At 70.7% G+C, this 21876-nt stretch carries 22 protein-coding genes and 1 tRNA gene; 7 read left to right on the forward strand and 16 right to left on the reverse strand.

The genetic code is table 11. The features are described 5' to 3' along the window. Positions 1 to 166: 166 nt before the first annotated feature. Both ACFHPP_RS16710 and ACFHPP_RS16715 read left to right on the forward strand, forming a co-directional pair. Complete coding sequence (locus ACFHPP_RS16710; protein WP_430670095.1) at positions 167 to 514, forward strand: hypothetical protein; 348 nt, start codon at positions 167 to 169, stop codon at positions 512 to 514. 14 nt (positions 515 to 528) lie between these two features. Then, positions 529 to 963, forward strand: a complete 435-nt coding sequence (locus ACFHPP_RS16715; RefSeq protein ID WP_437164375.1) for a phage holin family protein — start codon at positions 529 to 531, stop codon at positions 961 to 963. Here the strand turns inward: ACFHPP_RS16715 and ACFHPP_RS16720 are convergent. The 7 genes from ACFHPP_RS16720 to ACFHPP_RS16750 all read right to left on the reverse strand — a co-directional run bounded on the left by ACFHPP_RS16720 (position 950) and on the right by ACFHPP_RS16750 (position 7323). Beyond that, positions 950 to 1489: a GNAT family N-acetyltransferase gene (locus tag ACFHPP_RS16720; protein WP_437164376.1), complete on the reverse strand. Its 540-nt coding sequence runs from the start codon at positions 1487 to 1489 to the stop codon at positions 950 to 952. The two genes, ACFHPP_RS16715 and ACFHPP_RS16720, sit on opposite strands and share 14 nt — an antisense overlap. 4 nt (positions 1490 to 1493) lie before the next feature. Continuing rightward, positions 1494 to 3173, reverse strand: a complete 1680-nt coding sequence (ettA, locus tag ACFHPP_RS16725) for an energy-dependent translational throttle protein EttA (RefSeq protein WP_437164377.1) — start codon at positions 3171 to 3173, stop codon at positions 1494 to 1496. A 109-nt stretch (positions 3174 to 3282) separates the two neighbouring features. Beyond that, positions 3283 to 4014, reverse strand: a complete 732-nt coding sequence (locus ACFHPP_RS16730; RefSeq protein ID WP_437164378.1) for a hypothetical protein — start codon at positions 4012 to 4014, stop codon at positions 3283 to 3285. A gap of 154 nt (positions 4015 to 4168) precedes the next feature. Then, positions 4169 to 4241, reverse strand: a tRNA-Ile gene (locus ACFHPP_RS16735). 33 nt (positions 4242 to 4274) lie between these two features. After that, positions 4275 to 4943 carry an RraA family protein gene (locus tag ACFHPP_RS16740; protein WP_437164379.1) on the reverse strand — a complete coding sequence of 223 codons (669 nt, stop codon included), beginning with the start codon at positions 4941 to 4943 and terminating at the stop codon, positions 4275 to 4277. Positions 4944 to 5071: 128 nt separating this feature from the next. Then, positions 5072 to 5863, reverse strand: coding sequence for a DUF1194 domain-containing protein (locus tag ACFHPP_RS16745; protein WP_437164380.1), 792 nt, complete (start codon positions 5861 to 5863; stop codon positions 5072 to 5074). A gap of 260 nt (positions 5864 to 6123) precedes the next feature. Continuing rightward, positions 6124 to 7323: an E22 family MetX-like putative esterase gene (locus tag ACFHPP_RS16750; protein WP_437164381.1), complete on the reverse strand. Its 1200-nt coding sequence runs from the start codon at positions 7321 to 7323 to the stop codon at positions 6124 to 6126. A 142-nt stretch (positions 7324 to 7465) separates the two neighbouring features. Between ACFHPP_RS16750 and ppa the strand changes: the two genes are divergently transcribed. The 3 genes from ppa (at position 7466) to ACFHPP_RS16765 (ending at position 10728) form a co-directional block, all read left to right on the forward strand. Beyond that, entirely contained in the window at positions 7466 to 8014 is a 549-nt protein-coding gene (gene ppa / locus ACFHPP_RS16755; protein ID WP_437164382.1) for an inorganic diphosphatase, read from the forward strand. Positions 8015 to 8193: 179 nt separating this feature from the next. After that, on the forward strand, positions 8194 to 10326 hold the full coding sequence (locus ACFHPP_RS16760) for a sodium-translocating pyrophosphatase (RefSeq protein ID WP_437164383.1): 2133 nt from the start codon (positions 8194 to 8196) through the stop codon (positions 10324 to 10326). 57 nt (positions 10327 to 10383) lie between these two features. Further along, on the forward strand, positions 10384 to 10728 hold the full coding sequence (locus ACFHPP_RS16765) for an endonuclease domain-containing protein (protein WP_437164384.1): 345 nt from the start codon (positions 10384 to 10386) through the stop codon (positions 10726 to 10728). Between the two features lie 104 nt (positions 10729 to 10832). Here ACFHPP_RS16765 and ACFHPP_RS16770 read toward each other — a convergent pair whose 3' ends face one another. Next, positions 10833 to 11615 (reverse strand): enoyl-CoA hydratase/isomerase family protein, encoded by a 783-nt coding sequence (locus ACFHPP_RS16770; RefSeq protein WP_437164385.1) that lies wholly within the window; start codon positions 11613 to 11615, stop codon positions 10833 to 10835. Between the two features lie 97 nt (positions 11616 to 11712). On the opposite strand from ACFHPP_RS16770, the gene ACFHPP_RS16775 reads away from it, so the two are divergent. Next, positions 11713 to 12228 carry a pyridoxamine 5'-phosphate oxidase family protein gene (locus ACFHPP_RS16775; RefSeq protein ID WP_437164386.1) on the forward strand — a complete coding sequence of 172 codons (516 nt, stop codon included), beginning with the start codon at positions 11713 to 11715 and terminating at the stop codon, positions 12226 to 12228. On the opposite strand, the gene ACFHPP_RS16780 is transcribed toward ACFHPP_RS16775, so the two are convergent. The 8 genes from ACFHPP_RS16780 to ACFHPP_RS16815 all read right to left on the reverse strand — a co-directional run bounded on the left by ACFHPP_RS16780 (position 12212) and on the right by ACFHPP_RS16815 (position 19354). Beyond that, on the reverse strand, positions 12212 to 13123 hold the full coding sequence (locus ACFHPP_RS16780; protein ID WP_437164387.1) for an NAD(P)-dependent oxidoreductase: 912 nt from the start codon (positions 13121 to 13123) through the stop codon (positions 12212 to 12214). The genes ACFHPP_RS16775 and ACFHPP_RS16780 overlap by 17 nt on opposite strands. Next, complete coding sequence (locus ACFHPP_RS16785; protein WP_437164388.1) at positions 13123 to 14088, reverse strand: Bug family tripartite tricarboxylate transporter substrate binding protein; 966 nt, start codon at positions 14086 to 14088, stop codon at positions 13123 to 13125. The genes ACFHPP_RS16780 and ACFHPP_RS16785 overlap by 1 nt, the downstream gene beginning before the upstream one ends. 100 nt (positions 14089 to 14188) lie before the next feature. Beyond that, positions 14189 to 14947, reverse strand: coding sequence for a potassium channel family protein (locus ACFHPP_RS16790; protein ID WP_437164389.1), 759 nt, complete (start codon positions 14945 to 14947; stop codon positions 14189 to 14191). A 4-nt stretch (positions 14948 to 14951) separates the two neighbouring features. Further along, positions 14952 to 15830, reverse strand: coding sequence for a 3-hydroxybutyryl-CoA dehydrogenase (locus ACFHPP_RS16795; protein ID WP_437164390.1), 879 nt, complete (start codon positions 15828 to 15830; stop codon positions 14952 to 14954). A gap of 184 nt (positions 15831 to 16014) precedes the next feature. After that, complete coding sequence (locus tag ACFHPP_RS16800) at positions 16015 to 16941, reverse strand: electron transfer flavoprotein subunit alpha/FixB family protein (RefSeq protein WP_437164391.1); 927 nt, start codon at positions 16939 to 16941, stop codon at positions 16015 to 16017. A 2-nt stretch (positions 16942 to 16943) separates the two neighbouring features. After that, complete coding sequence (locus tag ACFHPP_RS16805; protein ID WP_437164392.1) at positions 16944 to 17693, reverse strand: electron transfer flavoprotein subunit beta/FixA family protein; 750 nt, start codon at positions 17691 to 17693, stop codon at positions 16944 to 16946. Positions 17694 to 17857: 164 nt separating this feature from the next. After that, positions 17858 to 18055 (reverse strand): twin transmembrane helix small protein, encoded by a 198-nt coding sequence (locus ACFHPP_RS16810; RefSeq protein WP_437164393.1) that lies wholly within the window; start codon positions 18053 to 18055, stop codon positions 17858 to 17860. Positions 18056 to 18103: 48 nt separating this feature from the next. Then, complete coding sequence (locus tag ACFHPP_RS16815) at positions 18104 to 19354, reverse strand: MFS transporter (protein ID WP_437164394.1); 1251 nt, start codon at positions 19352 to 19354, stop codon at positions 18104 to 18106. Positions 19355 to 19379: 25 nt separating this feature from the next. Between ACFHPP_RS16815 and ACFHPP_RS16820 the strand changes: the two genes are divergently transcribed. Further along, complete coding sequence (locus tag ACFHPP_RS16820) at positions 19380 to 21785, forward strand: mechanosensitive ion channel domain-containing protein (protein ID WP_437164395.1); 2406 nt, start codon at positions 19380 to 19382, stop codon at positions 21783 to 21785. The last annotated feature ends 91 nt before the right edge of the window (positions 21786 to 21876 follow it).

Here is a 21876-nt window from a genome sequence, read left to right on the forward strand (position 1 = left end):
GTTCCCCTTTGCCGCCCTGCGGCAAGGCTATCGCGCAGGCGAGGCCACCGGAAGCCGAAGTCTCGCCTCCGCGCGCGATGCGTGGTCAAGTTCCGCGAACACGAGATGGAACCGGAACGGGTCCGCGGCGTTGACCGCGCGACCAATTCTCGAAAGGACCAGGATCATGTCGCAATTCGGCAAGGACGTGGGCAACGACATGCGCAACCTGCGCGACGACGCCACCGCCGCCGGCGGCCGGATGGCCGATGACGCGCGCGCCGAACTCGCCCGCCTGCGCAGCCAGGTGGAGCGCCTGATGGAGGAGCGCGTGACCCCCGCCCTCGGCCACGCCGCGGAGACGGTGGAGGATTATTCCCGCCGCGCCCGCGACACCATCGAGGACAATGCCACCGCGGTGTCCGAGACCATCCGCGCGCAGCCGCTGCTGTACGTGACGGCCGCGGCCTTCGGCGGCTACATCCTGGGCCGGCTGATGGGCAGCCGCACCTACGTCTACCCCGACCGCAAGTAAGGGTGTTCGGCCCGATGCGCCTGCTGAGCCTGGTTCGAGCCGCCTGGCAGGCGGAAGGGCTGTACCTGAAGCGGACCAGCCGGGGCTACGCCATCCAGGCGGGCTTCGGCGCCGTCGCGGCGGTGTTCGCGCTGATGCTGCTCGTGATGCTGCACATCGCGGGCTTCGCCGCCCTGGTCCCCTCGCAGGGGCCGGTCTGGGCGGCGCTGATCGTCGCGGCGATGGATCTCGTGCTGGCCGGCATCTTCGGGCTGATGGCCCGCAAGCCGCCGCGCGATGCGATCGCGGAAGAAGCGCTGGCGCTGCGCCAGGCGGCGATGCGCCAGATGGGCGACACCGCGGCCCAGGCGATGATCCTGGCGCCGCTGCTGCGCAGCCAGACCTTGAAGAAGGGCGCCATCGGCGCGGCACTGACCGCGGCGGTGGTCGGCTTCTTCAACCGGCGCTGAGCGGCTCGGGCGGCGACGCCCGGAACAGCAGCATGCGCCGGCCGCGGTGCTGGAAGTCGTCGCATTCCACCATGCCGATATCCACCAGCACCTGGCGGGAGGCCGTGTTGCCTTCCCACGCCACCGCCTGGATCTGCGCCAGGCCGCGGCGGAAGCCGAAGGCGAGTGCCGCCCGCGCCGCCTCCCGCGCATAGCCCTTGCCGCGGCAGGCCGGCCACAGCGCGAAGCGCAGCGCGACGCCCCTTCCATCCGGGCGTTCCATCAGCCCGGTGATGCCGAGGAAGTCGCCGGTCGCGCGTTCGTACACCGCCCAGGTGCCGTAGCCGCGCACCAGCCAGAACTCCATGTCGTCCTCAAGCTCCTCCCGCGTCCGCTCGGGTGTGCGGATGCCATGGAGCATGAGGCCGAAGGCGTCCTCATCGGCCTTCAGCGCGATCAGGTCGGGCAGGTTCTCGGGCGCCACCGGCCGCAGCGAAAGCCGCGGCGTGGTGATGCCGTTGCCCTCCGCGAGGCGCTGGACGACCAACGTCCTACCTGGCCAGTGGCCGGTACTTGATGCGGTGCGGCTGGTCCGCCGCGGCGCCAAGTCGACGTCGCTTGTCCGCTTCGTAGGCTTCGAAGTTCCCCTCGAACCACTCCACGTGGCTGTCGCCCTCGAAGCTCAGGATATGCGTCGCCAGCCGGTCCAGGAACCAGCGATCGTGGCTGATCACCACGGCACAGCCGGCGAATTCCTCCAGCGCGTCCTCCAGCGCCCGCAGCGTGTCGATGTCGAGGTCGTTGGTCGGCTCGTCCAGCAGCAGCACGTTGTGTTCGCGCTTCAGCATCTTGGCCAGGTGCACCCGGTTGCGCTCGCCGCCCGACAGCACGCCGACGCGCTTCTGCTGGTCGGCGCCCTTGAAGTTGAAGGCGGCGACGTAGGCGCGGCTGGGGATCGTCCGCTTGCCGATGGTGATCTGGTCCATCCCGTCGGAGATTTCCTGCCAGACGGTGCGCGTGTCATCCAGGCTGTCGCGGGACTGGTCGACATAGCCGAGCTTGACCGTCTCGCCGACGATGAGGCTGCCGCCATCGGGCTGCTCGGCGCCGGTGATCATCTTGAACAGCGTCGACTTGCCGGCGCCGTTCGGGCCGATGATGCCGACGATTCCGCCCGGCGGCAGCTTGAAGTCCAGATCCTCGATCAGCAGCCGGTTGCCGTAGCCCTTCCGCAGCTTCTCCGCCTGGATGACGATGTTGCCGAGGCGGGGCGCCGGCGGGATGACGATCTCGGCCTCGCCGGTCGCCTTCTCCTGGCTCTTCGCCAGCATCTCCTCATAGGAGGCGATGCGCGCCTTGGACTTCGCCATGCGCGCGGCCGGGCTGCGGCCCATCCATTCCTGCTCGCGCGCCAACTGCCGCTGGCGGGTGCTCTCCTCCCGCTCCTCCTGCTGCAGCCGCTTGCGCTTCTGGTCGAGATAGGCGGAGTAGTTGCCCTGGTAGGGGAAGCCGCGGCCGCGATCGACCTCCAGGATCCAGTTGGTGACGTTGTCCAGGAAGTAGCGGTCGTGCGTCACGATCAGCACGGCGCCGGTGTATTCCTGCAGCGTCTTCTCCAGCCAGGCCACGGATTCGGCGTCCAGGTGGTTGGTCGGCTCGTCCAGCAGCAGCAGGTCGGGCTTCTCCAGAAGCAGCTTGCACAGCGCCACGCGCCGCTTCTCGCCGCCGGACAGATGCGCCACCGGGCTCTCGAAGGGCGGGCAGCGCAGGGCATCCAGCGCGATCTCGATGCGCCGGTCCAGCTCCCAGCCCTCGGCCGCCTCGATCTTCTCCTGCAGCTCGGCCTGCTCGGCGAGCAGGTCGTTCATCTGCGCCTCGGTCATCTCCTCCGCGAACTTGTCGGAGATTTCGTTGAAGCGGCGCAACTGGCCGGAAAGCTCGGCGAAGGCTTCCATGACGTTCTCGCCGACCGTCTTGGTCTCATCGAGGTGCGGCTCCTGCGGCAGGTAGCCGACGCGGGCCCCCTCCGCGGCCCAGGCCTCGCCGCCGAATTCCTTGTCCTGGCCGGCCATGATCTTCATCAGCGTGGACTTGCCGGCCCCGTTCGGGCCGAGCACGCCGATCTTCACGGTGGGCAGGAAGGACAGGGTGATGCCCTTGAACACCTCACGCCCGCCCGGATAGGACTTGGTGAGGTCTTTCATCACATAGACATACTGCCAGGCGGGCATTGGCTCGTATCTTCCGGGGCAGGAGGTGAAGCGGGGGGTTCTAGCCCGCCCGGCCCCGCCCTGCCAACCGCGACCTCAGACGGGCCGTGACCCCAGACGGGCCGTGACCTCAGACAGGCCAGGGCGCGTCGCCAGGACGCGCCGTGGCGAGGTCCAGCATCTCGGCCACCGAGAGCACGCCATCGGCGAACACCACCGCCACCGCATCGTGCCCGGTGTGGCCGAGACCCGCAAAGCCCAGCGCCTGGCCATCCTCGAACAGCAGGCGGAGGTCCCAGGCGCCGGTCTGGAAGACGACGTCGGCGATGCGGGTCTCGCGCAGCTCCACGCGGTCCCGCCCCGGCTCGAACTCATGGATGGTGCGGTCGGCCTCGCCGGCGCCGAAGCGGAAGGTGTCGCGGCCGGGCGTGGCGTGCAGGTCGCCGTCCGGGCGCGAAGGGGGCTGGAACGGCGGCAGCGGCGCAATGTCGCGGCCGAACGACAGCAGCAGCAGCGCGTCGGGGGTCCAGCCAGGTGAGGCCGGCAGCGGAAGCATCGTGGCCCCGATCGGATCGGGGCCGCCCGGAGCAGGGATCGGCGCCTCAGGCCGGGCGGCCGCGGCGTCCAGGACCGTGACAGGCGTCACGCCGGCCCCGGGCGCCGGAGCCGCGGGCAGCGGATCGACTATCGCCCGCAACAAGGCCGGGCGTTCGGCAGCATCGTCCGGGCGCGCTGGCTCCTGCACCGGAGGGAGCGGCGCCAGCGAGGCGGGCGACAGTGGAGTGGGGGGCAGGACGAACAGGAAAGGCGCCTCGGCGGCCGGAAGCTCGTCGAGAAGCCAGGGCGTGCGGGGAAGCGGCAAGGCTCGGTCTCCGGCTGGGATGAGGGTGCCGAAGCGAAGGGCGTGCCATGCCGATTGCAGGAACGAGGCGTCCGTTCCTGCCAAGATCACCCAGCAGTTTGGTCAAAATATGACTTTGCTCGCAATTTGCGATGCAATGTCGCGAAATTGAGAATGGGCCCGGAGGGACTCGAACCCCCAACCAAGCCGTTATGAGCGGCCCGCTCTGACCATTGAGCTACAGGCCCAGCGCCGCCCCCTGCATGGCAAGCGCCGCGCCCTCACGCAAGCCCGGCGAGTACCTTGGCCGTGGCGCCGCTGATCTCGCCCAGCTTCGCCCCCTCCGCGCAGCGCGCCTGCGTCGCCAGGCCGCGTTCCTGCGTCGCGATGGCGCGGCGGGCTTCCTCCTCCGCCTCCCCCGGCGGCAGCACCAGCACGCCGGATTCATCCGCCAGCACCGCATCGCCCGGCATCACCACGACGCCACCGATCGAAACCGGCACGTTCATCCGCCCGCCCAGGTCGTAGATGCGCGTGGTGATGGGGGCCAGGCCGCGGCACCACAGCGGGAAATCGCTCGCCTCCACCTCCTCCACATCGGTGCAGGCGCCGTCGACGATGCCGGCGCGGGCGCCGGCGGCCTTGGCCGCGACGGTCACGCCGCCGCCCCAGCAGGCATGCCGGTCATCGCCCAGGCGGTCCACCACCAGGATATCGCCCGGCCGCAGCAGGCCCAGCGCGTGGTGCAGCAGCGTCGAATCGGCGCCGGGGATCTGCACCGTCACGGCGGTGCCGGCGACGCGGCGGCGCAGCAGGCCCTGGATGCCGCGGTTGACGAAGCCCCAATGGCGCCAATGGCCGACGGTGGCGGTCTCCGCCTGCTCCAGCAGGGCCACGACCTCCGCGCTGATCTGCGCGGGCATGGGATCGACGACGTAGCGGGGGGGCATGGGGAACTCCGGGGCTGTGCGCGTGCCGCATCACAGCGGCAAGCGGCGCCCCGGGCAAGTGCGGGGTTGGACCGCGGCCTCGGAACCGGGCGGGGCATCCCCGCCGCGGTTCCTCGGCCGGCTGTCGGTCAGTCGCGCCGGCGGCGCCGGCGGGCCGCGCCCAGGGCTGCGAGGCCGAGGCCGAACAGCGCCAGGGACGCCGGCTCCGGCACCGGCACCGGGCCGGGGCCAGGCCCGGGGCCGGGGCCGCCGCCGATCTCGATCACCAGCTTGGTCTGGATGGCCGTCGCGAAATCCTCGAAGCTGTTCGCGGGCAAGGAGAAGGCGTCCGGTCCGCCGATGACGTTGGTGGCGTAGAAATTGTTCAGGCTCGCCGAACCGCCGATCGGCAGCCCGTTGATGGTGTAGCCCAGCGCGACGGCCGCATCCCGCGCCGCGGCGGTCGCCGAGGCGGAGGAGGTGCCGTCACCGGAGACGTCGATGACGTTGCGTGCCCCTTCGAAGCCGTTATCCGCCTGCAGCAGGCCGGTGGAGAAGGTGATGGCCGTCTGCACGCTGGTGCCGCCGGAGAAGGCGCGGCCGAGGCTGGAGATGGAGGCGGCGAAGGCGTTGGCCGATGCGGCGCCGTCGAGCAACGTCCAGCCGATGGACTGCACGGCGCTGGTGGACCACTGCACCAGCGTCACCGCGATGCCGCCGGGCGCGGCCGCGATGGCGTTCTGCACCACGGCACTGGCGAAGGCGTCGGCGTAGCCGGTGCGTTGCAGGTTGAATTCGCTGGTGCTGATGCTGCCGGACACATCGAGCGCCAGGACCAGTTCCAGGGCCACCGGACCCGCTTCGGCACGCTCGGGCATCAGTGGCAGGGCGAAGACGCCCGCTGCCAGCAGGCTGAAAGCGCTTTTCCTCAAGTTCAGCATTGTTCTTGACCTCCACACGCACCGGCTTCCATGCCGGGCCTGTCAAGGCTGCAACTGCCGTGCCAGCCACAAAATATCAGTGAGTCCCGTAACTTGATCCGTCCACGCACGATCCTGCCGGGAAACCGTTATGACTTCCGACACATCCCCGGCCGTCGCGAACCGGTGCCAGTTCCGCCGCTGCAACGCTGTCCGTAGCAGCAACTTGCTTCCCATGCCGCCCCGGTTGCGCTCGGCTACCGCGCCGGTTGCGTCCCGGTTCAGGGTTGGGCGTCGAGGAATGCGCGGATGCGGTCCGCGACCGGCGCCAGGCCCACCACGCCGTTCAGGTGCCCGAGCGGCCCGGAGACCTCCACAAGCTCCGCCGGCCGCCCCAGGCGGTTCAGTGTCGCCACCATCTCCCGGTTGTAGTCCAGCATGAACACCCGGTCGGTGGGCGACGCCACCACCAGCCAGCGCGCCCGGCTGCGGCCGAGGGCGGCCTCCGTGCTGTCATATTCGTTCAGGAACAACTGGTTGGCCCGCGTCAGGTACAGGAAGTGGTTGGCATCCGACGCCTGCGCGCGGGCCATCGCCGCGGTGTCCAGCGCGCTTTCCGCCTCGAAGCGATCCGCCAGGCGCCGCGCCGGGTCCTGGCCTTCCGGTACCCGCCGGCCGAAGCGCGCCAGGGATGGCCGGTCCTGGGCGTGGACGGTGACGATCTTGAGTGCCGCGGCCAGGCCGCGCAGCGGCGGCTCCCGCCCCTGGGCGTAGTAGTCGCCGTCGCGCCAGTTCGGGTCGAGTCGGATCGGCGCCTCCCAGATGTCGAGCCAGTTCAGCATCCAGGGGTCGATCTCGCCGGTGCCGATCACCGGCATCACGCGGTCGATCATCTCGGGGTAGGCCGCGGCCCATTCGATGGCCTGCAGCGCGCCCATGGAGGGACCAGTGACCAGGGCGAGCCGCCGCACGCCGAGGCTGTCCAGCAACTTCTTCTGCACCTCGATGAAGTCCCGCATCGAGACCACCGGGAAGGCGGTGCCCCAGTTGCGCCCGGTGGCCGGGTTCACCGAGACCGGGCCGGTGGTGACGGTGCGGTTGTCGCGCACGTTGAGGTTCACCAGCGTGTCGGAGGAGATGACGAAGAAGCGGTTGGTGTCGATCGCGCGGCCCGGGCCGATGATCGCGTCCCAGTAGCCGGGCGGCTGGTCGGCGGCATAGCGGCCGAAGGCGTGGCTGTTGCCGGAGAAGAAATGCGCCACCAGCACGGCATTGTCGCCGGCCTGGTTCAGCGTCCCGGCGGTCTGGTAGCCGATGCGGAGGTTGGCGATGGTGCCGCCGTTGCGGGTCTGGTGGGTGGCGGCCTCGAAGACGCGCTTCTCCACGATCTCGGTTGCGGGCGGTTGCGCAGGTGCCTGGGGCTGGGCCTGGGCGGCGGATGCGGCGAACAGCAGGGCGGCCAGAAGCGGGCGAAGGCGCATGGGCGGGTTCCTCCTGGATGGTTTTGGCCAGGGTGGGACGGGCGAGGCGCCTCCCGCAAGTGGCGAACCGGCGACCCGTCGCGTCCGGTCGCGCCGCGCGCTAGACTGCCGCCACAACCGCCATCCAAGGGCCTCCTCCGCCATGAACCTCGCCAAGATCCCGACCGGCAAGGCGCCGCCGCACGATGTCAACGTGGTGGTGGAAATCCCCCAGGGCAGCCAGGTGAAGTATGAGCTGGACAAGGACAGCGGCGCGGTGGTGGTGGACCGCTTCCTGTTCACCCCCATGGCCTACCCGGCCGCCTACGGCTTCATCCCCGGCACGCTGGCCGATGACGGCGACCCGGCCGACGTGCTGGTGCTGACCCCGGCCCCGGTGGTGCCCGGCTGCGTCATCCGCGCCCGGCCCATCGGCGTGCTGCACATGGAGGATGAGGCCGGGTCCGACGAGAAGCTGGTCTGCGTCCCGCACGACAAGGTCCACCCGATGTTCTCCGGCATCACCAGCGCCGAGGAACTGCCGCAGATCACCCGCGCCTCCATCGAGCACTTCTTCGCCACCTACAAGGACCTGGAATCCGACAAGTGGGTGAAGGTGCGCGGCTGGGGCTCGGCCAGCGAGGCGGCGGACATCATCATGTCCTCCATGGCCGCCTATCAGGCAGCCAGCCTGAAGGACGCAGCCGAGTAGGCCAACCTCCGCGACTTTTTCTTGCGCGGTTCGAACGGGCGGCGTGGACAGCGCCGCACCCGCCCGGCAAGCTTTCCCCTGGCCCGCGTCGCGGGGCAGGTCCCGCACGGCTCCCCCCGCGCGTCCCGCCCGCCTCGCCCGAGGACCGGGGAGACCAGGAAGGGGGAGTTCGTCGCTAAATGACGCTCGCATTGTTGCTGATCATCGTATTGGGCACCCTGTCCATCGCCTATGGCGTGGTGACGGCGAAGGAGGTCCTGGCGCGTGACGCCGGCACCGCCCGCATGCAGGAAATCGCGCTCGCCATCCAGGAAGGCGCCAACGCCTATCTGAAGCGGCAATACATCACCATCGCCGTCGTCGGCGTGGTGCTGTTCTTCGTCATCCTGGCCGCCTTCGGCTTCGGCGGGCACGCCTTCGCGGTGGCCATCGGCTTCCTGATCGGCGCGGTCCTGTCGGGGGCCGCCGGCTTCATCGGCATGAACGTCTCGGTCCGCGCCAATGTCCGCACGGCGCAGGCGGCGACGCAGTCGCTGGCCTCCGGCCTCGACGTCGCGTTCAAATCGGGCGCCATCACCGGCATGCTGGTGGCCGGCCTCGCCTTGCTCGGCGTCGCCGTCTACTTCCTCATCCTGGTGCCGATCATGGGCCATGCGGCGAATAGCCGCCTGGTGATCGACGCGCTGGTGGCGCTCGGCTTCGGCGCCTCCCTCATCTCCATCTTCGCGCGCCTCGGCGGCGGTATCTTCACCAAGGGCGCCGATGTCGGCGGCGACATGGTCGGCAAGGTCGAAGCCGGCATCCCCGAGGACGACCCCCGCAATCCCGCCACCATCGCGGACAACGTCGGCGACAACGTCGGCGACTGCGCCGGCATGGCGGCGGACCTGTTCGAGACCTATGCGGTGACGATGGTGGCGACGATGGTGCTCGCCGCCATCTCCTTCACCGACGAGGCGCGCATCGCCGGCATGCTGTTCCCGCTGGCCATCGGCGCGGTCTGCGTCGTGACCTCCATCGCCGGCACCTACTTCGTGAAGCTGCCGGCGTCGAACAACATCATGGGCGCGATGTATCGCGGCTTCATGGTGACCGGCGCGCTGTCGCTCATCGTGCTGCTGCCGCTCTGCTACCTGGCCTTCGGCAGTACGCCGATCGTCTCCGGCGGGCGCAGCTTCGGGGCGTTCAGCCTGTTCCTGTGCGGCGCCGTGGGGCTTGCGGTGACCGCCGCCATCATCGTGGTGACGGAATACTACACCGGCACGCAGTTCCGCCCGGTGCGGTCCATCGCCGAGGCCTCGCAGACCGGCCACGGCACCAACGTCATCCGCGGCCTGGCGGTGTCGATGGAAAGCACCGCGCTGCCGGCGCTGATCATCATCGCCGGCGTGCTGTCCGCCTATGGCCTCGCGGGCCTGTACGGCATCGCCATCGCCACCACGACGATGCTGGCGCTGGCCGGCATGGTGGTGGCGCTCGATGCCTTCGGGCCGGTGACGGACAATGCCGGCGGCATCGCCGAAATGGCAGGCCTGCCGGCGGAGGTGCGGGTCTCGACCGACGCGCTCGATGCCGTGGGCAACACCACCAAGGCGGTGACCAAGGGCTATGCGATCGGCTCCGCGGGCCTCGGCGCGCTGGTGCTGTTCGCGGCCTACACGCAGGACCTGAACCACTTCATCGCCAACCCGCAGACCTACCCCTACTTCGAGGGCATCGGCGTGCTGACCTTCAGCCTGTCCGACCCGTATGTGGTGGTCGGCCTGCTGTTCGGCGGCCTGCTGCCCTACCTGTTCGGCGGCATGTCGATGACCGCCGTGGGTCGCGCGGCAACTGCGGTGGTCGAGGAAGTGCGCCGCCAGTTCCGCGAGCATCCCGGCATCATGACCGGGGAGGAGAAGCCGGATTACGGCCGCGCGGTGGACATGCTGACCAAGGCGGCGATCAAGGAGATGATCATCCCCTCCCTGCTGCCGGTGCTGTCGCCGATCGTGGTCTTCGTGGTCATCCTGACCATCGGCGGCAAGGCGGCGGCGTTCAGTTCGCTGGGCGCCATGCTGCTCGGCGTCATCGTCACCGGCTTCTTCGTCGCGGTCTCCATGACCACCGGCGGCGGTGCCTGGGACAACGCCAAGAAGTACATCGAGGAGGGCCATTTCGGCGGCAAGGGCAGCGAGGCCCACAAGGCCGCGGTGACCGGTGACACGGTGGGCGATCCCTACAAGGATACCTCCGGCCCCGCGGTGAACCCGATGATCAAGATCACCAACATCGTGGCCCTGCTGCTGCTGGCGATCCTGGCGCATAGCTGAGCCTGCCTCTCCCTCCCCCGCTCGCGGGGGAGGGTCGGGGTGGGGGTTCGCGCCAGCATGCGCGATCCCACCCTCGGTGCCGCCGCCCGCCGGCTTCGGCGCGACGCCACCGTTGAAGAACGGCTTCTTTGGCGCGCGCTGCGCCGGAACGCGCTCGGCGCCGCCTTCCGCCGCCAGCACCCCATCCCGCCCTTCATCGCCGACTTCGCCTGCATCGAGGCGCGGCTGGTGGTCGAGGTGGATGGCGGGCGGCGCGGGGATGCGGGGGACGCGGTCCGGGACGCCGCGCTGGTCGCGGCCGGCTGGCACGTCCTGCGCTACTGGAACAACGAGGTGCGGGGAAACCTGGAGGGCGTGCTGGCGGATGTCGTGCGGGTGCTGAAGGTGAGGATGGGGCGGTAGCGCAAGCCCCCACCCCGACCCTCCCCCGCAAGAGCGGGGGAGGGAGATCCAGCCGCCCCCTCCCCCGCCTGCGGGGGAGGGTCGGGGTGGGGGCCGGGCCCGCTCTACCGCCCCCGGAACACCGGCTTCCGCTTCTCCAGGAACGCCTGCGTCGCTTCCCGGAAATCCTCGGTGAAGGGGAAGCTTCGGCTGGCCTCGTAGGCCGCGGGCGAAATCGGCAATTCGCCGCGCAACTCCTGCAGCGCCTTCTTGTGGAAGCGGTTGGCCAGCGGCGCGCCCTGGGCGATGCGTTGCGCCAAGGCCAGCGCCTCCGCCTGCACATCCTCATCCGGCACAAGCCGGGTCAGCAGGCCCTTCTGGAAGGCCTCCTCCCCGGTGAAGACGCGGCCTTCCACCAGCAATTCCATGGCGACCGCGTAGCCGACCGACTGCAGGATCGGGTCCAGCTCGTCATAGGCGTAGAAGATGTTGAGGTTGCGCGCCGGGATGCCCATCCGGGTCCCCGGCCCGCCGACCCTGAAATCCGCCATCGTCGCCAGCCCCGCCCCGCCGCCCATGGTCCAGCCACGGCAGGCCGCGACCACCGGATGGCGGCAGATGCGGAGCGACTGGAAGCTGCGGCCGATCTCGGCGGCGTACACCGCCTCGCGCTCCGGCGTGCCGCGCTCGGTCGGGAAGGCGGCGATGTCGGCGCCGGCACAGAACGCCTCCTCCCCCGCGCCGCGTACCACGACGCAGCGCAGGTCCTCATCCGCGGAGCATTCCTCCATCGCCTCGGCAAGGGCGATCCACATCGGCAGGTCCATGCAGTTTCGCTTGGCCGGCCGGTCGATGGTGACGGTGGCGATGACGCCATCGCGGGTGAGCTTGATGAGGGGGTGCGACATGCGCGCACCGTAACGCGGGCCCAGAGGGAGGCAACCCCGGAGGCAACCCTCTGGGCGCGCGACCGTTTCATGCCCAACCGAAGCAGGAGATGCCCGCATGACCGAGACACGCACCGACCAGGCCGCCCGCGACAAGGTGTGGGAGCTGATTCGCGACGTCGAGGTCGCGACCCTCGTCACCGTGGACACCGATGGCCACCTGCGCGGCCGGCCGATGCGCGCGGCGAAGTTGCAGGAATTCGACGGCACGCTGTGGTTCTTCACCGGTGACCACACCCCGAAGACCGAGGAGATCCGCCACGACGAGCGCGTGCTGCTCGCCTATTCGGACCCGTCCGCGCAGAACTACGTCTCCGTCTCCGGCACCGCGCAGGTGATCCGCGACGTGGCGAAGCAGAAGGCGCTGTGGTCGGAGCCGATGCGGACCTGGTTCCCCGGCGGGCCGGAAGACCCCAAGGCGGCGCTGCTGAAGGTGGTGGTCGAGGGCGCGGAATACTGGGATGCGCCGTCCTCCACCCTGCTGCACGCCTATGGCTACGTGAAGGCCCGCCTGACCGGGGAGCCGCCGAAGGCCGGCGAGAACGACAAGGTGTCGTTCAAGCGTCCGGCCTGACGCCCGACAGCTCCGCCACTAGCGCCCCCACGGCGGAGCTGTCCAACCCGCCCCGGCCGGACTGCACCAGCGCCTCCAGCATCTGCGAGGCGAGGGCGGTGGCCGGGGCGAAGACGGCGTTGTCCCGCATCGCCGTGGCGGACAGGCGCAAGTCCTTCCGCATCAACTCGGCCCGGAACCCCGGCGCGAAATTGCCGGCCAGCATCCGGGTTGCGTGGTTCTCCATGACGAAGCTCGCCGCGCTGCCGCCACGCAGCGCACGCCGCATCGCCTCCCCATCCAGCCCCGCCTTGGCCCCCAGGGCCAGCGCCTCCGCCACCGCCAGCATCGTGGCGGCGACGATCAACTGGTTGGCGGATTTGCAGACCTGGCCGGACCCGGCCGGGCCGAGATGCGTCAGAGTCTTTCCCATCGCCCGGAAACAGGGCTCGGCGCGGGCGAAGGCCGCTGCGTCGCCGCCGACCATGCAGGTCAGCGTGGCGTCCAGGGCGCCCTTCGGCCCGCCGGACACCGGACTGTCCAGCAGCACGGCGCCGGTCTCCAACGCCAGGCGGGCGGCGAAGCCGGCGGCGGCGCTGGCCGAGATGGTGGAGAAATCCACCACCACCGTGCCGGGTGCGACGCCCTGGGCCACGCCATCCGGGCCGAACAGCACCGCCTCCACATCCGGTGTGTCCGGCAGGCAGAGGGCTACGAACCGCGCGCCCCGCGCCGCCGCGGCCGGCGTCGCGGCCCACCGCGCGCCGGCGGACTCCAGCGCCTCCGCCTTGCCGCGGCTGCGGTTGTGGACGGCCAGCGCGTAGCCGGCGCGGGCAAGGTTGGCCGCCATGGCAGCACCCATCACGCCGAGACCGATGAAGGCCGCCGGCGCCGGCGGGCTGATCAGGTCCGGCATCAGGCGCGCATCGCGGCGCGGATGGCATCCAGCAGCGTGTCCATGTCGCGCTGGAAGCCGGCGCCGTCGGCATAGCCATCGGCCTCCCCGGTGGTCTGCATGAAGCGCTGCCAGCCGGGCGCGGACATGCCCTGGCGGAAGCGGTCATGCAGGTAGGCCACCATCTCCGGCGGCATGCCCGCGGGCCCGACCCAGCCCTTCATGTTGTCGGCGACCAGCTCGATTCCCCTCTCGCGCAGCGTCGGCACCTGGGGGTAGGCCGGCATCCGCTGGGCGGAAGCGCAGGCCAGCGGCAGGATGTCGCCGGAGGCCGCCAGGCCACGCAGCTCGTCGGAGGCCTGCACCACCAGGTCCACCTGCCCCGCCAGCAGCGCCTGCTGCTGCGGGCCGCCGCCGGTGTAGGGCACGTGCAGCAGGTCGGTTCCGGTGGCGCGCTCCAGCATGATGAAGATGGAATGCGACAGCGTGCCGACGCCGGAGGAGCCATGCGTCAGCGCCTCCGGCCGCACCTTCGCCGCCTCGATCACCTGTTCCAGCGTAGTGAAGCGGCCGCCCTTGCCGCGGGCGCAGATGAAATGCGCGTTGCGGGTCAGCCGGATGACCGCGGTGAAGGACTTCTTCGGGTCGTAGGGCAATTCGCGGTGCGCGGGCAGCGACGTGCTCTCGGACCCGCCCGCGATCAGCAGCGTGTGGCCATCCGGCGCCGCCCGCGCCACCTGTTCCGCCGCCAGCGCGCCACCGGCGCCGGGCCGGTTCACCACCACCAGCGGCACCGGGAACAGCGGGGTGCAGGCCTCCGCGATGGTGCGCGCGATGATGTCGGAGCCGCCGCCGGGGGCGAAGCCGACGATGAGCTGGATCGGGCGCGTCGGCTGCCAGCCGGATTGCGCGCGGCCGACGGACGGTGCCAGCGAGGGGGCGGCAAGGAGGGGTGCGGCCAGCAGGATGCGGCGTGTCAGCTTCATGGATCGTCTCCCGTTTCCAGGCCATCTGCGCGGCTCATGCGGGGCAGGATGCCGCCCATGTCGACAGTCGGCAACCGCGCCGATGGCTTGCGGGGGAGGCTCAGTCGCCGTCGTCGGGGATGTTGAGCTGGATGCCGCAGGCCTTGCAGTGCACCGCATCCGTGTCATGCCGGCCGAGCCCGCAGCTCGGGCAGCGGAAGCTTACCTTCAGCGGCCGGAACAGCGCCTGCGCCAGCCGCAGGAACAAGGTGACGCCGGCCAGCATGATCAGCACGGTCAGCAGCCGGCCGCCGGTGCCATCCAGCGTGATGTCGCCGAATCCGGTCGTGGTCAGCGCCGCGACGGTAAAGTACAGCGCATCCGCCCAGTTCGCGATGTCCGGATTGCGCGCGTGTTGGGTGGCATGGACGATGCCGGTCATCACCGCGATGAACACCAGCAGGTCGGCGGCGGCGATCGGGGCTTCCGGGTTGCGGCGGAACACCGGCAGGTCGCGCCGCAGCTTGGCCAGCAGGCGCGCGGACCGCAGCAGGCGCAGGGTGCGCAGGCTGCGCAGGAAGCCCCAGCCGGGTGCGAAGGGCGCCAGCAGGAAGGCGGCGACCGCCACCACATCGGCGATGCCGGCCGGGTGCGCCAACTCCCGCCACGGTTTCGGGCTCGCCCGCAGCCGCAGCACCAGCTCCGTCCCCAGCACCAGGCCGAAGCCGAAATCCACCAGCCGCAGCGCCGGCCCCTGCGGCAGGAAGGATTCCACGATCACCCAGGCCAGCGCCGCCAGGTCCAGCGCCAGCAGCCCGTAGCCGGCGCGGATGCCGACCCGACCGGCGACCCTGTCGAAGGCGCCGATGGGCTCGGACATGTCTCTACCGCGTGGGCTTCGGCGGGGTCACGCCGTAGTCGTAGAAGCCGCGGCCGGATTTGCGGCCGAGCCAGCCGGCCTCGACATACTTGGCCAGCAGCGGGCTCGGCCGGTACTTCGGATCGCCCATGCCCTCCTGCAGCACGCGCAGCACGGCGAGGCAGGTATCCAGGCCGATGTAGTCCGCCAGCTCCAGCGGCCCCATCGGGTGGTTGCAGCCGAGCTTCATGCCGGCGTCGATGGAGGCGACGTCGCCGACGCCTTCATGCAGCGCGAAGCAGGCCTCGTTGATCATCGGCAGCAGGATGCGGTTGACGATGAAGGCCGGGTAGTCGGCGGCATAGGCGACGGTCTTGCCCATGCGCCCGGCCAGGGCGGCCACGGCGTCGACCGTCGCGTCATCGGTCGCCAGGCCGCGGATCACCTCCACCAGCTTCATCAGCGGCACCGGGTTGAAGAAGTGCATGCCCACGAAACGGCCCGGCCGGTCCGTCGCCGCCGCCAGCCGGGTGATCGGGATGGAGGAGGTGTTGGAGGCGACCAGCGCATCCGCCTTCAGATGCGGCGTCAGGGTCGCGAAGATCCGGTTCTTGATGTCCTCGCGCTCGGTCGCCGCCTCGATCACCAGGTCGCAGTCGCCGAAGGCGGCGTAGTCCGTGCTGGTGGAGATGCGCGCCATGGCGGCGTCGCGGTCGGCCTTGGCCAGCGTGCCCTTCGAGACCTGGCGGTCCATGTTCTTCGCAAGCGTGGCCAGGCCCTTGTCGAGCGCGGCCTGCGCCACGTCCAGCATCACCACCGTCAGCCCGGACTGGGCCGCGACATGGGCGATGCCGTTGCCCATCTGCCCGGCGCCGATGACGCCGAGTTTTTCGATCTGCGTCATCTTCGTCTCCAGCGTGGCGCCCTCTCCCCCCGCTTGGGGGGGGGAGAGGGATGGGGTGAGGGGGGCCGCTCGGGACGGGGAGGTCGCGCATCCCGCTGCCTGGCGTGCCATTGTCATTCGGTGGCGTGGGTGGCGGAGCCCCCTCACCCAACCCTCTCCCCCCGTCGTGGGGAGAGGGCCTTGGCTACTTCTTGTCGAGGGCGGCTTCCAGTTCGGGAATCACCTTGAAGACGTCGCCGACCAGGCCGTAGTCGGCCACCTGGAAGATCGGCGCCTCCTCGTCCTTGTTGATGGCGACGATCACCTTGCTGTCCTTCATGCCGGCCAGGTGCTGGATGGCGCCCGAGATGCCGAAGGCCATGTACAGCTCCGGCGCCACGATCTTGCCGGTCTGGCCGACCTGCATGTCGTTGTGCGCGTAGCCGGCATCGACCGCGGCGCGGGAGGCGCCGATGGCCGCGCCGAGCCGGTCGGCGACCCCGTCCAGGATCTTGAAGTTCTCGAGCGACCCCAGCGCGCGGCCGCCGGAGACGACCACGCGGGCCGCCGTCAGCTCCGGCCGCTCCAGCTTCACCAGTTCGGACCCGACGAAGCGGGAAATGCCGGGGTCGTCCGAGGCGGGTGCATCCTCGATCGGCGCATTGCCGCCCTCGGCCGGCGCCGGGTCGAAGCTCGCCGCGCGCACGGTCAGCACCTTGATCGGATCGGCGCTGCGCACGGTGGCCAGCGCGTTGCCGGCATAGATGAAGCGGCTGAAGGTGTCGGGCCCCTCGATGCCGGCGATGTCGGAGATCACCTGCACGTCGAGCAGGGCCGCGACGCGCGGCATCACGTTCTTGCCGGCGGTGCTCCCGGGCGCGACCAGGTGGGAATAGCTGGGCGCCAGCGCCACCAGCAGCGCCGCCAGCGGCTCCGCCAGCCCGTGCTCGGCCACGGCGCCGCCGGCGACCAGCACCTTGGCCACGCCGGGCAGTGCGGCGGCGGCCGGCGCATCGTCGCGGCTCATCACCAGCACATGCACGTCGCCGCCAAGCTGCGTCGCCGCGGCCAGGGCGCTGCGGGTCGGCTGGGTCAGCGGGTTGCCGCGATCGGCAAGCAGCAGGATGGTCATGCTCAGATCACCTTCGCTTCGTTGCGCAGCTTGTCCACCAGTTCGGCGACGCTGCCGACCTTCACGCCGGCGCTGCGCTTCGGCGGTTCCACCACCTTCAGCACCGTCAGGCGCGGCGCGGTATCGACGCCGAGATCACCCGGCTTCACCGTCTCGATCGGCTTCTTCCGCGCTTTCATGATGTTCGGCAGGGAGGCGTAGCGGGGCTCGTTCAGGCGCAGGTCCGCCGTGACGATGGCCGGCAGGGTCAGGGCCAGAGTCTCCAGCCCGCCATCGATTTCGCGCGTCACGTTCACGCTGCCGTCCGCCATCTCGACCTTGCTGGCATAGGTGCCCTGGGCCCAGCCGAGGAGTGCCGCCAGCATCTGGCCGGTGGCGTTCATGTCGTCGTCGATCGCCTGCTTGCCCATCATCACCAGCTGCGGGCTTTCCTTGGCGACCAGCGCCTTCAGGATCTTGGCGACCGCCAGCGGCTCCACCGCGCCCTCGACCTCGACCAGGATGCCGCGATCGGCGCCCATGGCGAGCGCGGTGCGGATCTGTTCCTGGGCGGCGGCCGGGCCGATGGAGACGGCGACGATCTCGGTCGCCGCGCCCTTTTCCTTCAGGCGCACGGCTTCCTCGACGGCGATCTCGTCGAAGGGGTTCATCGACATCTTGACGTTGGCGGTCTCGACGCCGGTGCCATCCGCCTTCACGCGGACCTTCACGTTGTAGTCGACCACCCGCTTGACGGGGACGAGGATTTTCATCGGCTACCGGATCCCTGGGGCTTGGCGCGGCGCGGGACGGCGGCGCCAGGTGCTTTCCGCAACCGCGGAATGATAAGCGAAAACGGCGGTGAACATACGGCGGAGGCTTGGCGCGGACAAGTCACCGCCCTGGTTCCAGGCCCGGTTCCAGGGATGCAGGCGGCTCAGGCCCGCATCACGAACAGCAGCAGCAGGAACAGAAGAACGGTGATGCCCTGCAGGATAACGCGCCAGCGCATCAGCCGGTTCGACCGTCCGCCGCCGCCATCCTCGCTGCGCACCATTCCCAGCATGCCCGCGAACATCACGCCGAGGGTGCCGAGCATCGAAAGGCCCACCAGGACCGTCAGGAAGGTCGTCATCGCGGCAACATGGCATGTCGCGCCGCGCCAGCAAGGCGGGCAGCCCCTCTACTTGCGCGCCCCGGCTATCGCCACCGCGCCGACCGCGGTGGCCACGACGCACATCAGGAAGCCCGCACCGTAGCCGCCGGTCAGGCCGATCAGGCCGGAAAAGGCCGGGGGCGCCACCAGCATGGTCATGCCGAAGGCAAACGACAGCGCCGCGGTGGCGCCGCCGACCTGCCCGGGTGGCGCCAGCCGCGCCGCCTCCGCCAGCATCACCCCGTTCCAGCCGACCGCTGTCGCGCCCATCACCATGCCGGCCGCCGCCACCAGCGCCCCCGGCCAGCCCGGCCCTGCGAAGGCCAGCGCCAGCCCGGCCAGCGCCGCGCCGATGCCGCAGGCCGCCAGCACGCGCGACGCGCCGAGCCGGTCCGCCAGCAAGGCCCAGCCGATGCGCCCGACCACGCCCGCCGCCTGCGCCAGCGCCAGCCGCAGCCCCGCCTCCCCCAGGCTGGTGCCGAGCGAGGCGACCTGGAAGGCCACGAAGAAGGTCGAGAAGCAGAACTGCGCGATGCCATAGCCGCAGGACATCAGCGTCAGCCGCGCCAGCTCCTTCTCGGTCCGCAGCAGGCCGAGGTTGGCGGCCGATTCGCGCAGCACCGCCAGCAGCCCGGCGCTGGCTCCCGGCCGGTCGCGGTCGCCATCCAGCCCGGCGCGCAGCGGCTGGATGGCGAGGGCGACCAGGAAGGCGATGCCGGCCATGCACAGGATGCTGACCCGCCAGCCCGCCACCAGCGCGATGGCCGGCGCCAGGGCGGCGACCACCATGGCGCCCAGCGGCACGCCGGCCTGCTTCAGGCTGAACACCAGCGCGCGGCGCCGCGCCGGCGTATGCGCCGCGATCAGGTGGCTGCCGCCCGGCGTCACCGGCCCATGGCCCATGCCGGCCAGGATGGCGGAAGCCGCCAGCGCCACCGGATGCCCGAGCGCCGCCAGCGCGATGCCGCAGCCCAGCACCACCATGGAAATCTGCAGCATCCGCACCCCGCCCCAGCGGCGGATCAACGGCCCGGTCAGCGGCCCGGTCACCAGCGCTCCGGCATACACAAGCGCGGTGTGCAGCCCGGCCAGGCTCGCCGGCACGCCGGTCTCCGGCGCCATGGCCGGCGCCAGCACCGGCACCGTCAGGAAGGCGCCCATGCCCGCCAGGTGCGCCGCCATCAGGGCCAGCATGATCAATGGCAGGGGAGGAGCGGCCGGTGTCACCGGCGCATCCTCCGCCCGGATGCGCTGCACCGCAACATGCCGACCGGACATTTCCGCCCCCCGGCTTGAGCCAGGGTTGACCGCGCAGGCCGGAACAAGCTTCACCCCGCCGATGCACGCGCTGTTCCGGCTGCTCCCCCTCCTCCTCCTGCTGCTCGGTGCCCCGGCCCTGGGCCAGGCCCCCGCGCCCCAACCCACGCCCGCGCCCCAGGCGAGTACCGCCGAGCTGGACCGGCTGCTGGCGACGCTGCGCGACGAAGCCGGCCGCGCCGCCCTGTTGCGCAACCTGGAGGCGCTGGTGGCGGCGCAGCGCGCGGCCCCGGCTGCCGCCACCCCCGCCCCCACCCCCGCCCCCACCCCCGCCGCAGCGCCTCCCGCCTCCGCGCCGGCACCCGACGCCGCCGCCGCGCCCGCTGCTGCGCCCGCTGACGCACCTGCCGCGCCCGAGGCTCCGCTGCTGGCGCCGAACACTCTTGGCGCGCAGTTGCTGATGGGCGCCTCCCAGCGCCTGCAGGGCCTGTCCGAGAGCTTCGTCGCGGCGGCGGAGGCGGCGACGGACCTGCCGGCCGTGGCCCGCTGGGCCTCCGACGCCGCGCGTGATCCGGTGACCCAGACCCGCGTCATCGACGCCGCCTGGAAGCTGGCGGTGCTGTTCGGCGCGGGGCTGCTGGCGGAATGGCTGACGCGCCGCTTCCTGCACCGCTTCTCGGACCGGCTGGATGCGCTGGCGCCGGAAAACGGCAGCGCCTGGACCTGGATGCGCCGGGTGCCGCTGGTGCTGGCGCGCTTCCTGCTGGACCTGGTGCCGCTGGCCGCCTTCGCCGTGATCTCCTACGGGATGATCAGCGCCGTCCGCCCGCTGCCGACCACCGAACTGGTGCTGCTGACCGCGAACAACGCCTACATCGCGCTGCGCGCCGTGATGGCGCTGTCGCGCATGCTGTTCTCCCCGGCCTCGCACCACCTGCGGCTGGTGCCCTGCCTGGACGAGACGGCGGCCTACATCACCATCTGGGTCCGCCGGATCATGGCGGTGGCGATCTTCGGCTATGCGATCGCGGAGGCCGGGCTGCTGTTCGGCCTGCCCTGGGCCGCCTATGACGGCATCCTGCGGCTGTCGGCGCTGATCGTCACGCTGCTGCTCATCATCGTCATCCTGCAGAACCGCGGCGCCATGGCCGATGTGCTGCGCGCGCCCGAACTCAAGCCCGGCGACCAGCCGGACCGCATGCGCCGCACCCTGCGAATGGCGCGCGACCGCATCGCCGATATCTGGCACCTGCTGGCCATCCTGTGGCTGGTGGCGCTGTGGGGGGTCTGGGCGCTGGAGGTGCGGGACGGCTTCGACCGCCTGATCCGCGTTTCCATCGCCACCTTCGTCATCCTCGGCATCGCCAAGCTGGTGGACGAAGTGGCGCGCCGCGCGATCGCCCGCGGCTTCCGCATCGGCCCGGACATGGCCCGCCGCTATCCGGGGCTGGAGCTGCGCGCCAACCGCTACCTGCCGGTGCTCAAGGGCATCGTCAGCGGGCTGATCGCCATCCTGACGCTGCTGTTCCTGCTGGAAGCCTGGGGCGTGCCGGCCTTCGCCTGGTTCCGCCGCGGCCAGCTCGGTGCCCGCCTGCTGTCCTCCCTGGTCTCGGTCGGGCTGACGGTCGGCGTGGCGCTGGCGGTGTGGGAGGTGGCGAACGCCGCCATCCAGCGCTACCTGGTGCGCCTGTCCCGCGACGCACAGGCCGCGCGCAGCGCCCGGGTGCGGACGCTGCTGCCCATGCTGCGCACCCTGCTGTCCGGCACCATCATCGTCTTCGTGGCGCTGAACGTGCTGACCGAGATCGGCGTCAACGTCGCCCCCCTGATCGCCGGTGCCGGCGTCATCGGCCTCGCCATCGGCTTCGGCTCGCAGACCCTGGTGCGGGACGTCATCACCGGCGTCTTCCTGCTGTTCGAAGATGCGGTGGCGGTCGGCGACGTGGTCTCGGTCGGCGGGCTGGCGGGGGTGGTGGAGCAACTTTCGATCCGCTCGATCAAGCTGCGGGCGCAGGATGGCAGCATCCACATCATCCCGTTCAGCGCCGTCACCACCGTGACGAACATGACCCGCGACTTCTCCTTCGCCGTGCTCGACGTCAGCGTCGCCTATGGCGAGGACACCGACCGCGTGGTCGAGGTGATGCGGGAGGTGGCGGCCGAGATCCGCGCCGATCCGAAATTCGCGCCCATCATCCGCGACGAGCTGGAGATGCTGGGCGTCGAGCGGCTGGCCGATTCCGGCGTGCTGATCCGCGCCCGCATCAAGGGCGAGCCGATGGCGCGCTGGAACATCGGCCGCGAATTCAACCGCCGCATCAAGCAGCGCTTCGACAAGCTGGGCATCGAGATCCCCTACCCGCACCAGAAGCTGATCATCGACCGCGGCGAGGCCCGGCACCCCGCGGAAAAGGAGGACTTTCCCGCCGCGCCGGAACCCGCTAGATCATAGCGTGTGACGACCTTCCGGATCCTCACGGGCCGAATTACCGGCCCGGCCGCCTGACCCCGACCCCCGCAAGGGGATCGGCCCTGCGCGGCCG

Origin of the sequence: Falsiroseomonas sp. E2-1-a20 (assembly GCF_051433195.1) — a bacterium.
In the GTDB taxonomy this organism is placed as follows: Bacteria; Pseudomonadota; Alphaproteobacteria; order Acetobacterales; family Acetobacteraceae; genus Falsiroseomonas.

What these genes read in the sequence shown, in the direction of transcription:
- ACFHPP_RS16710 (WP_430670095.1), top strand. Translation starts at nt 167, where the DNA reads ATGTCGCAATTCGGCAAGGACGTGGGCAACGACATGCGCAACCTGCGC.
- ACFHPP_RS16715 (WP_437164375.1), top strand. Translation starts at nt 529, where the DNA reads ATGCGCCTGCTGAGCCTGGTTCGAGCCGCCTGGCAGGCGGAAGGGCTG.
- ettA (WP_437164377.1), bottom strand. Translation starts at nt 3,173, where the DNA reads ATGCCCGCCTGGCAGTATGTCTATGTGATGAAAGACCTCACCAAGTCC.
- ACFHPP_RS16740 (WP_437164379.1), bottom strand. Translation starts at nt 4,943, where the DNA reads ATGCCCCCCCGCTACGTCGTCGATCCCATGCCCGCGCAGATCAGCGCG.
- ACFHPP_RS16745 (WP_437164380.1), bottom strand. Translation starts at nt 5,863, where the DNA reads ATGCTGAACTTGAGGAAAAGCGCTTTCAGCCTGCTGGCAGCGGGCGTC.
- ACFHPP_RS16750 (WP_437164381.1), bottom strand. Translation starts at nt 7,323, where the DNA reads ATGCGCCTTCGCCCGCTTCTGGCCGCCCTGCTGTTCGCCGCATCCGCC.
- ppa (WP_437164382.1), top strand. Translation starts at nt 7,466, where the DNA reads ATGAACCTCGCCAAGATCCCGACCGGCAAGGCGCCGCCGCACGATGTC.
- ACFHPP_RS16760 (WP_437164383.1), top strand. Translation starts at nt 8,194, where the DNA reads ATGACGCTCGCATTGTTGCTGATCATCGTATTGGGCACCCTGTCCATC.
- ACFHPP_RS16765 (WP_437164384.1), top strand. Translation starts at nt 10,384, where the DNA reads ATGCGCGATCCCACCCTCGGTGCCGCCGCCCGCCGGCTTCGGCGCGAC.
- ACFHPP_RS16770 (WP_437164385.1), bottom strand. Translation starts at nt 11,615, where the DNA reads ATGTCGCACCCCCTCATCAAGCTCACCCGCGATGGCGTCATCGCCACC.
- ACFHPP_RS16775 (WP_437164386.1), top strand. Translation starts at nt 11,713, where the DNA reads ATGACCGAGACACGCACCGACCAGGCCGCCCGCGACAAGGTGTGGGAG.
- ACFHPP_RS16780 (WP_437164387.1), bottom strand. Translation starts at nt 13,123, where the DNA reads ATGCCGGACCTGATCAGCCCGCCGGCGCCGGCGGCCTTCATCGGTCTC.
- ACFHPP_RS16785 (WP_437164388.1), bottom strand. Translation starts at nt 14,088, where the DNA reads ATGAAGCTGACACGCCGCATCCTGCTGGCCGCACCCCTCCTTGCCGCC.
- ACFHPP_RS16790 (WP_437164389.1), bottom strand. Translation starts at nt 14,947, where the DNA reads ATGTCCGAGCCCATCGGCGCCTTCGACAGGGTCGCCGGTCGGGTCGGC.
- ACFHPP_RS16795 (WP_437164390.1), bottom strand. Translation starts at nt 15,830, where the DNA reads ATGACGCAGATCGAAAAACTCGGCGTCATCGGCGCCGGGCAGATGGGC.
- ACFHPP_RS16800 (WP_437164391.1), bottom strand. Translation starts at nt 16,941, where the DNA reads ATGACCATCCTGCTGCTTGCCGATCGCGGCAACCCGCTGACCCAGCCG.
- ACFHPP_RS16805 (WP_437164392.1), bottom strand. Translation starts at nt 17,693, where the DNA reads ATGAAAATCCTCGTCCCCGTCAAGCGGGTGGTCGACTACAACGTGAAG.
- ACFHPP_RS16810 (WP_437164393.1), bottom strand. Translation starts at nt 18,055, where the DNA reads ATGACGACCTTCCTGACGGTCCTGGTGGGCCTTTCGATGCTCGGCACC.
- ACFHPP_RS16815 (WP_437164394.1), bottom strand. Translation starts at nt 19,354, where the DNA reads ATGTCCGGTCGGCATGTTGCGGTGCAGCGCATCCGGGCGGAGGATGCG.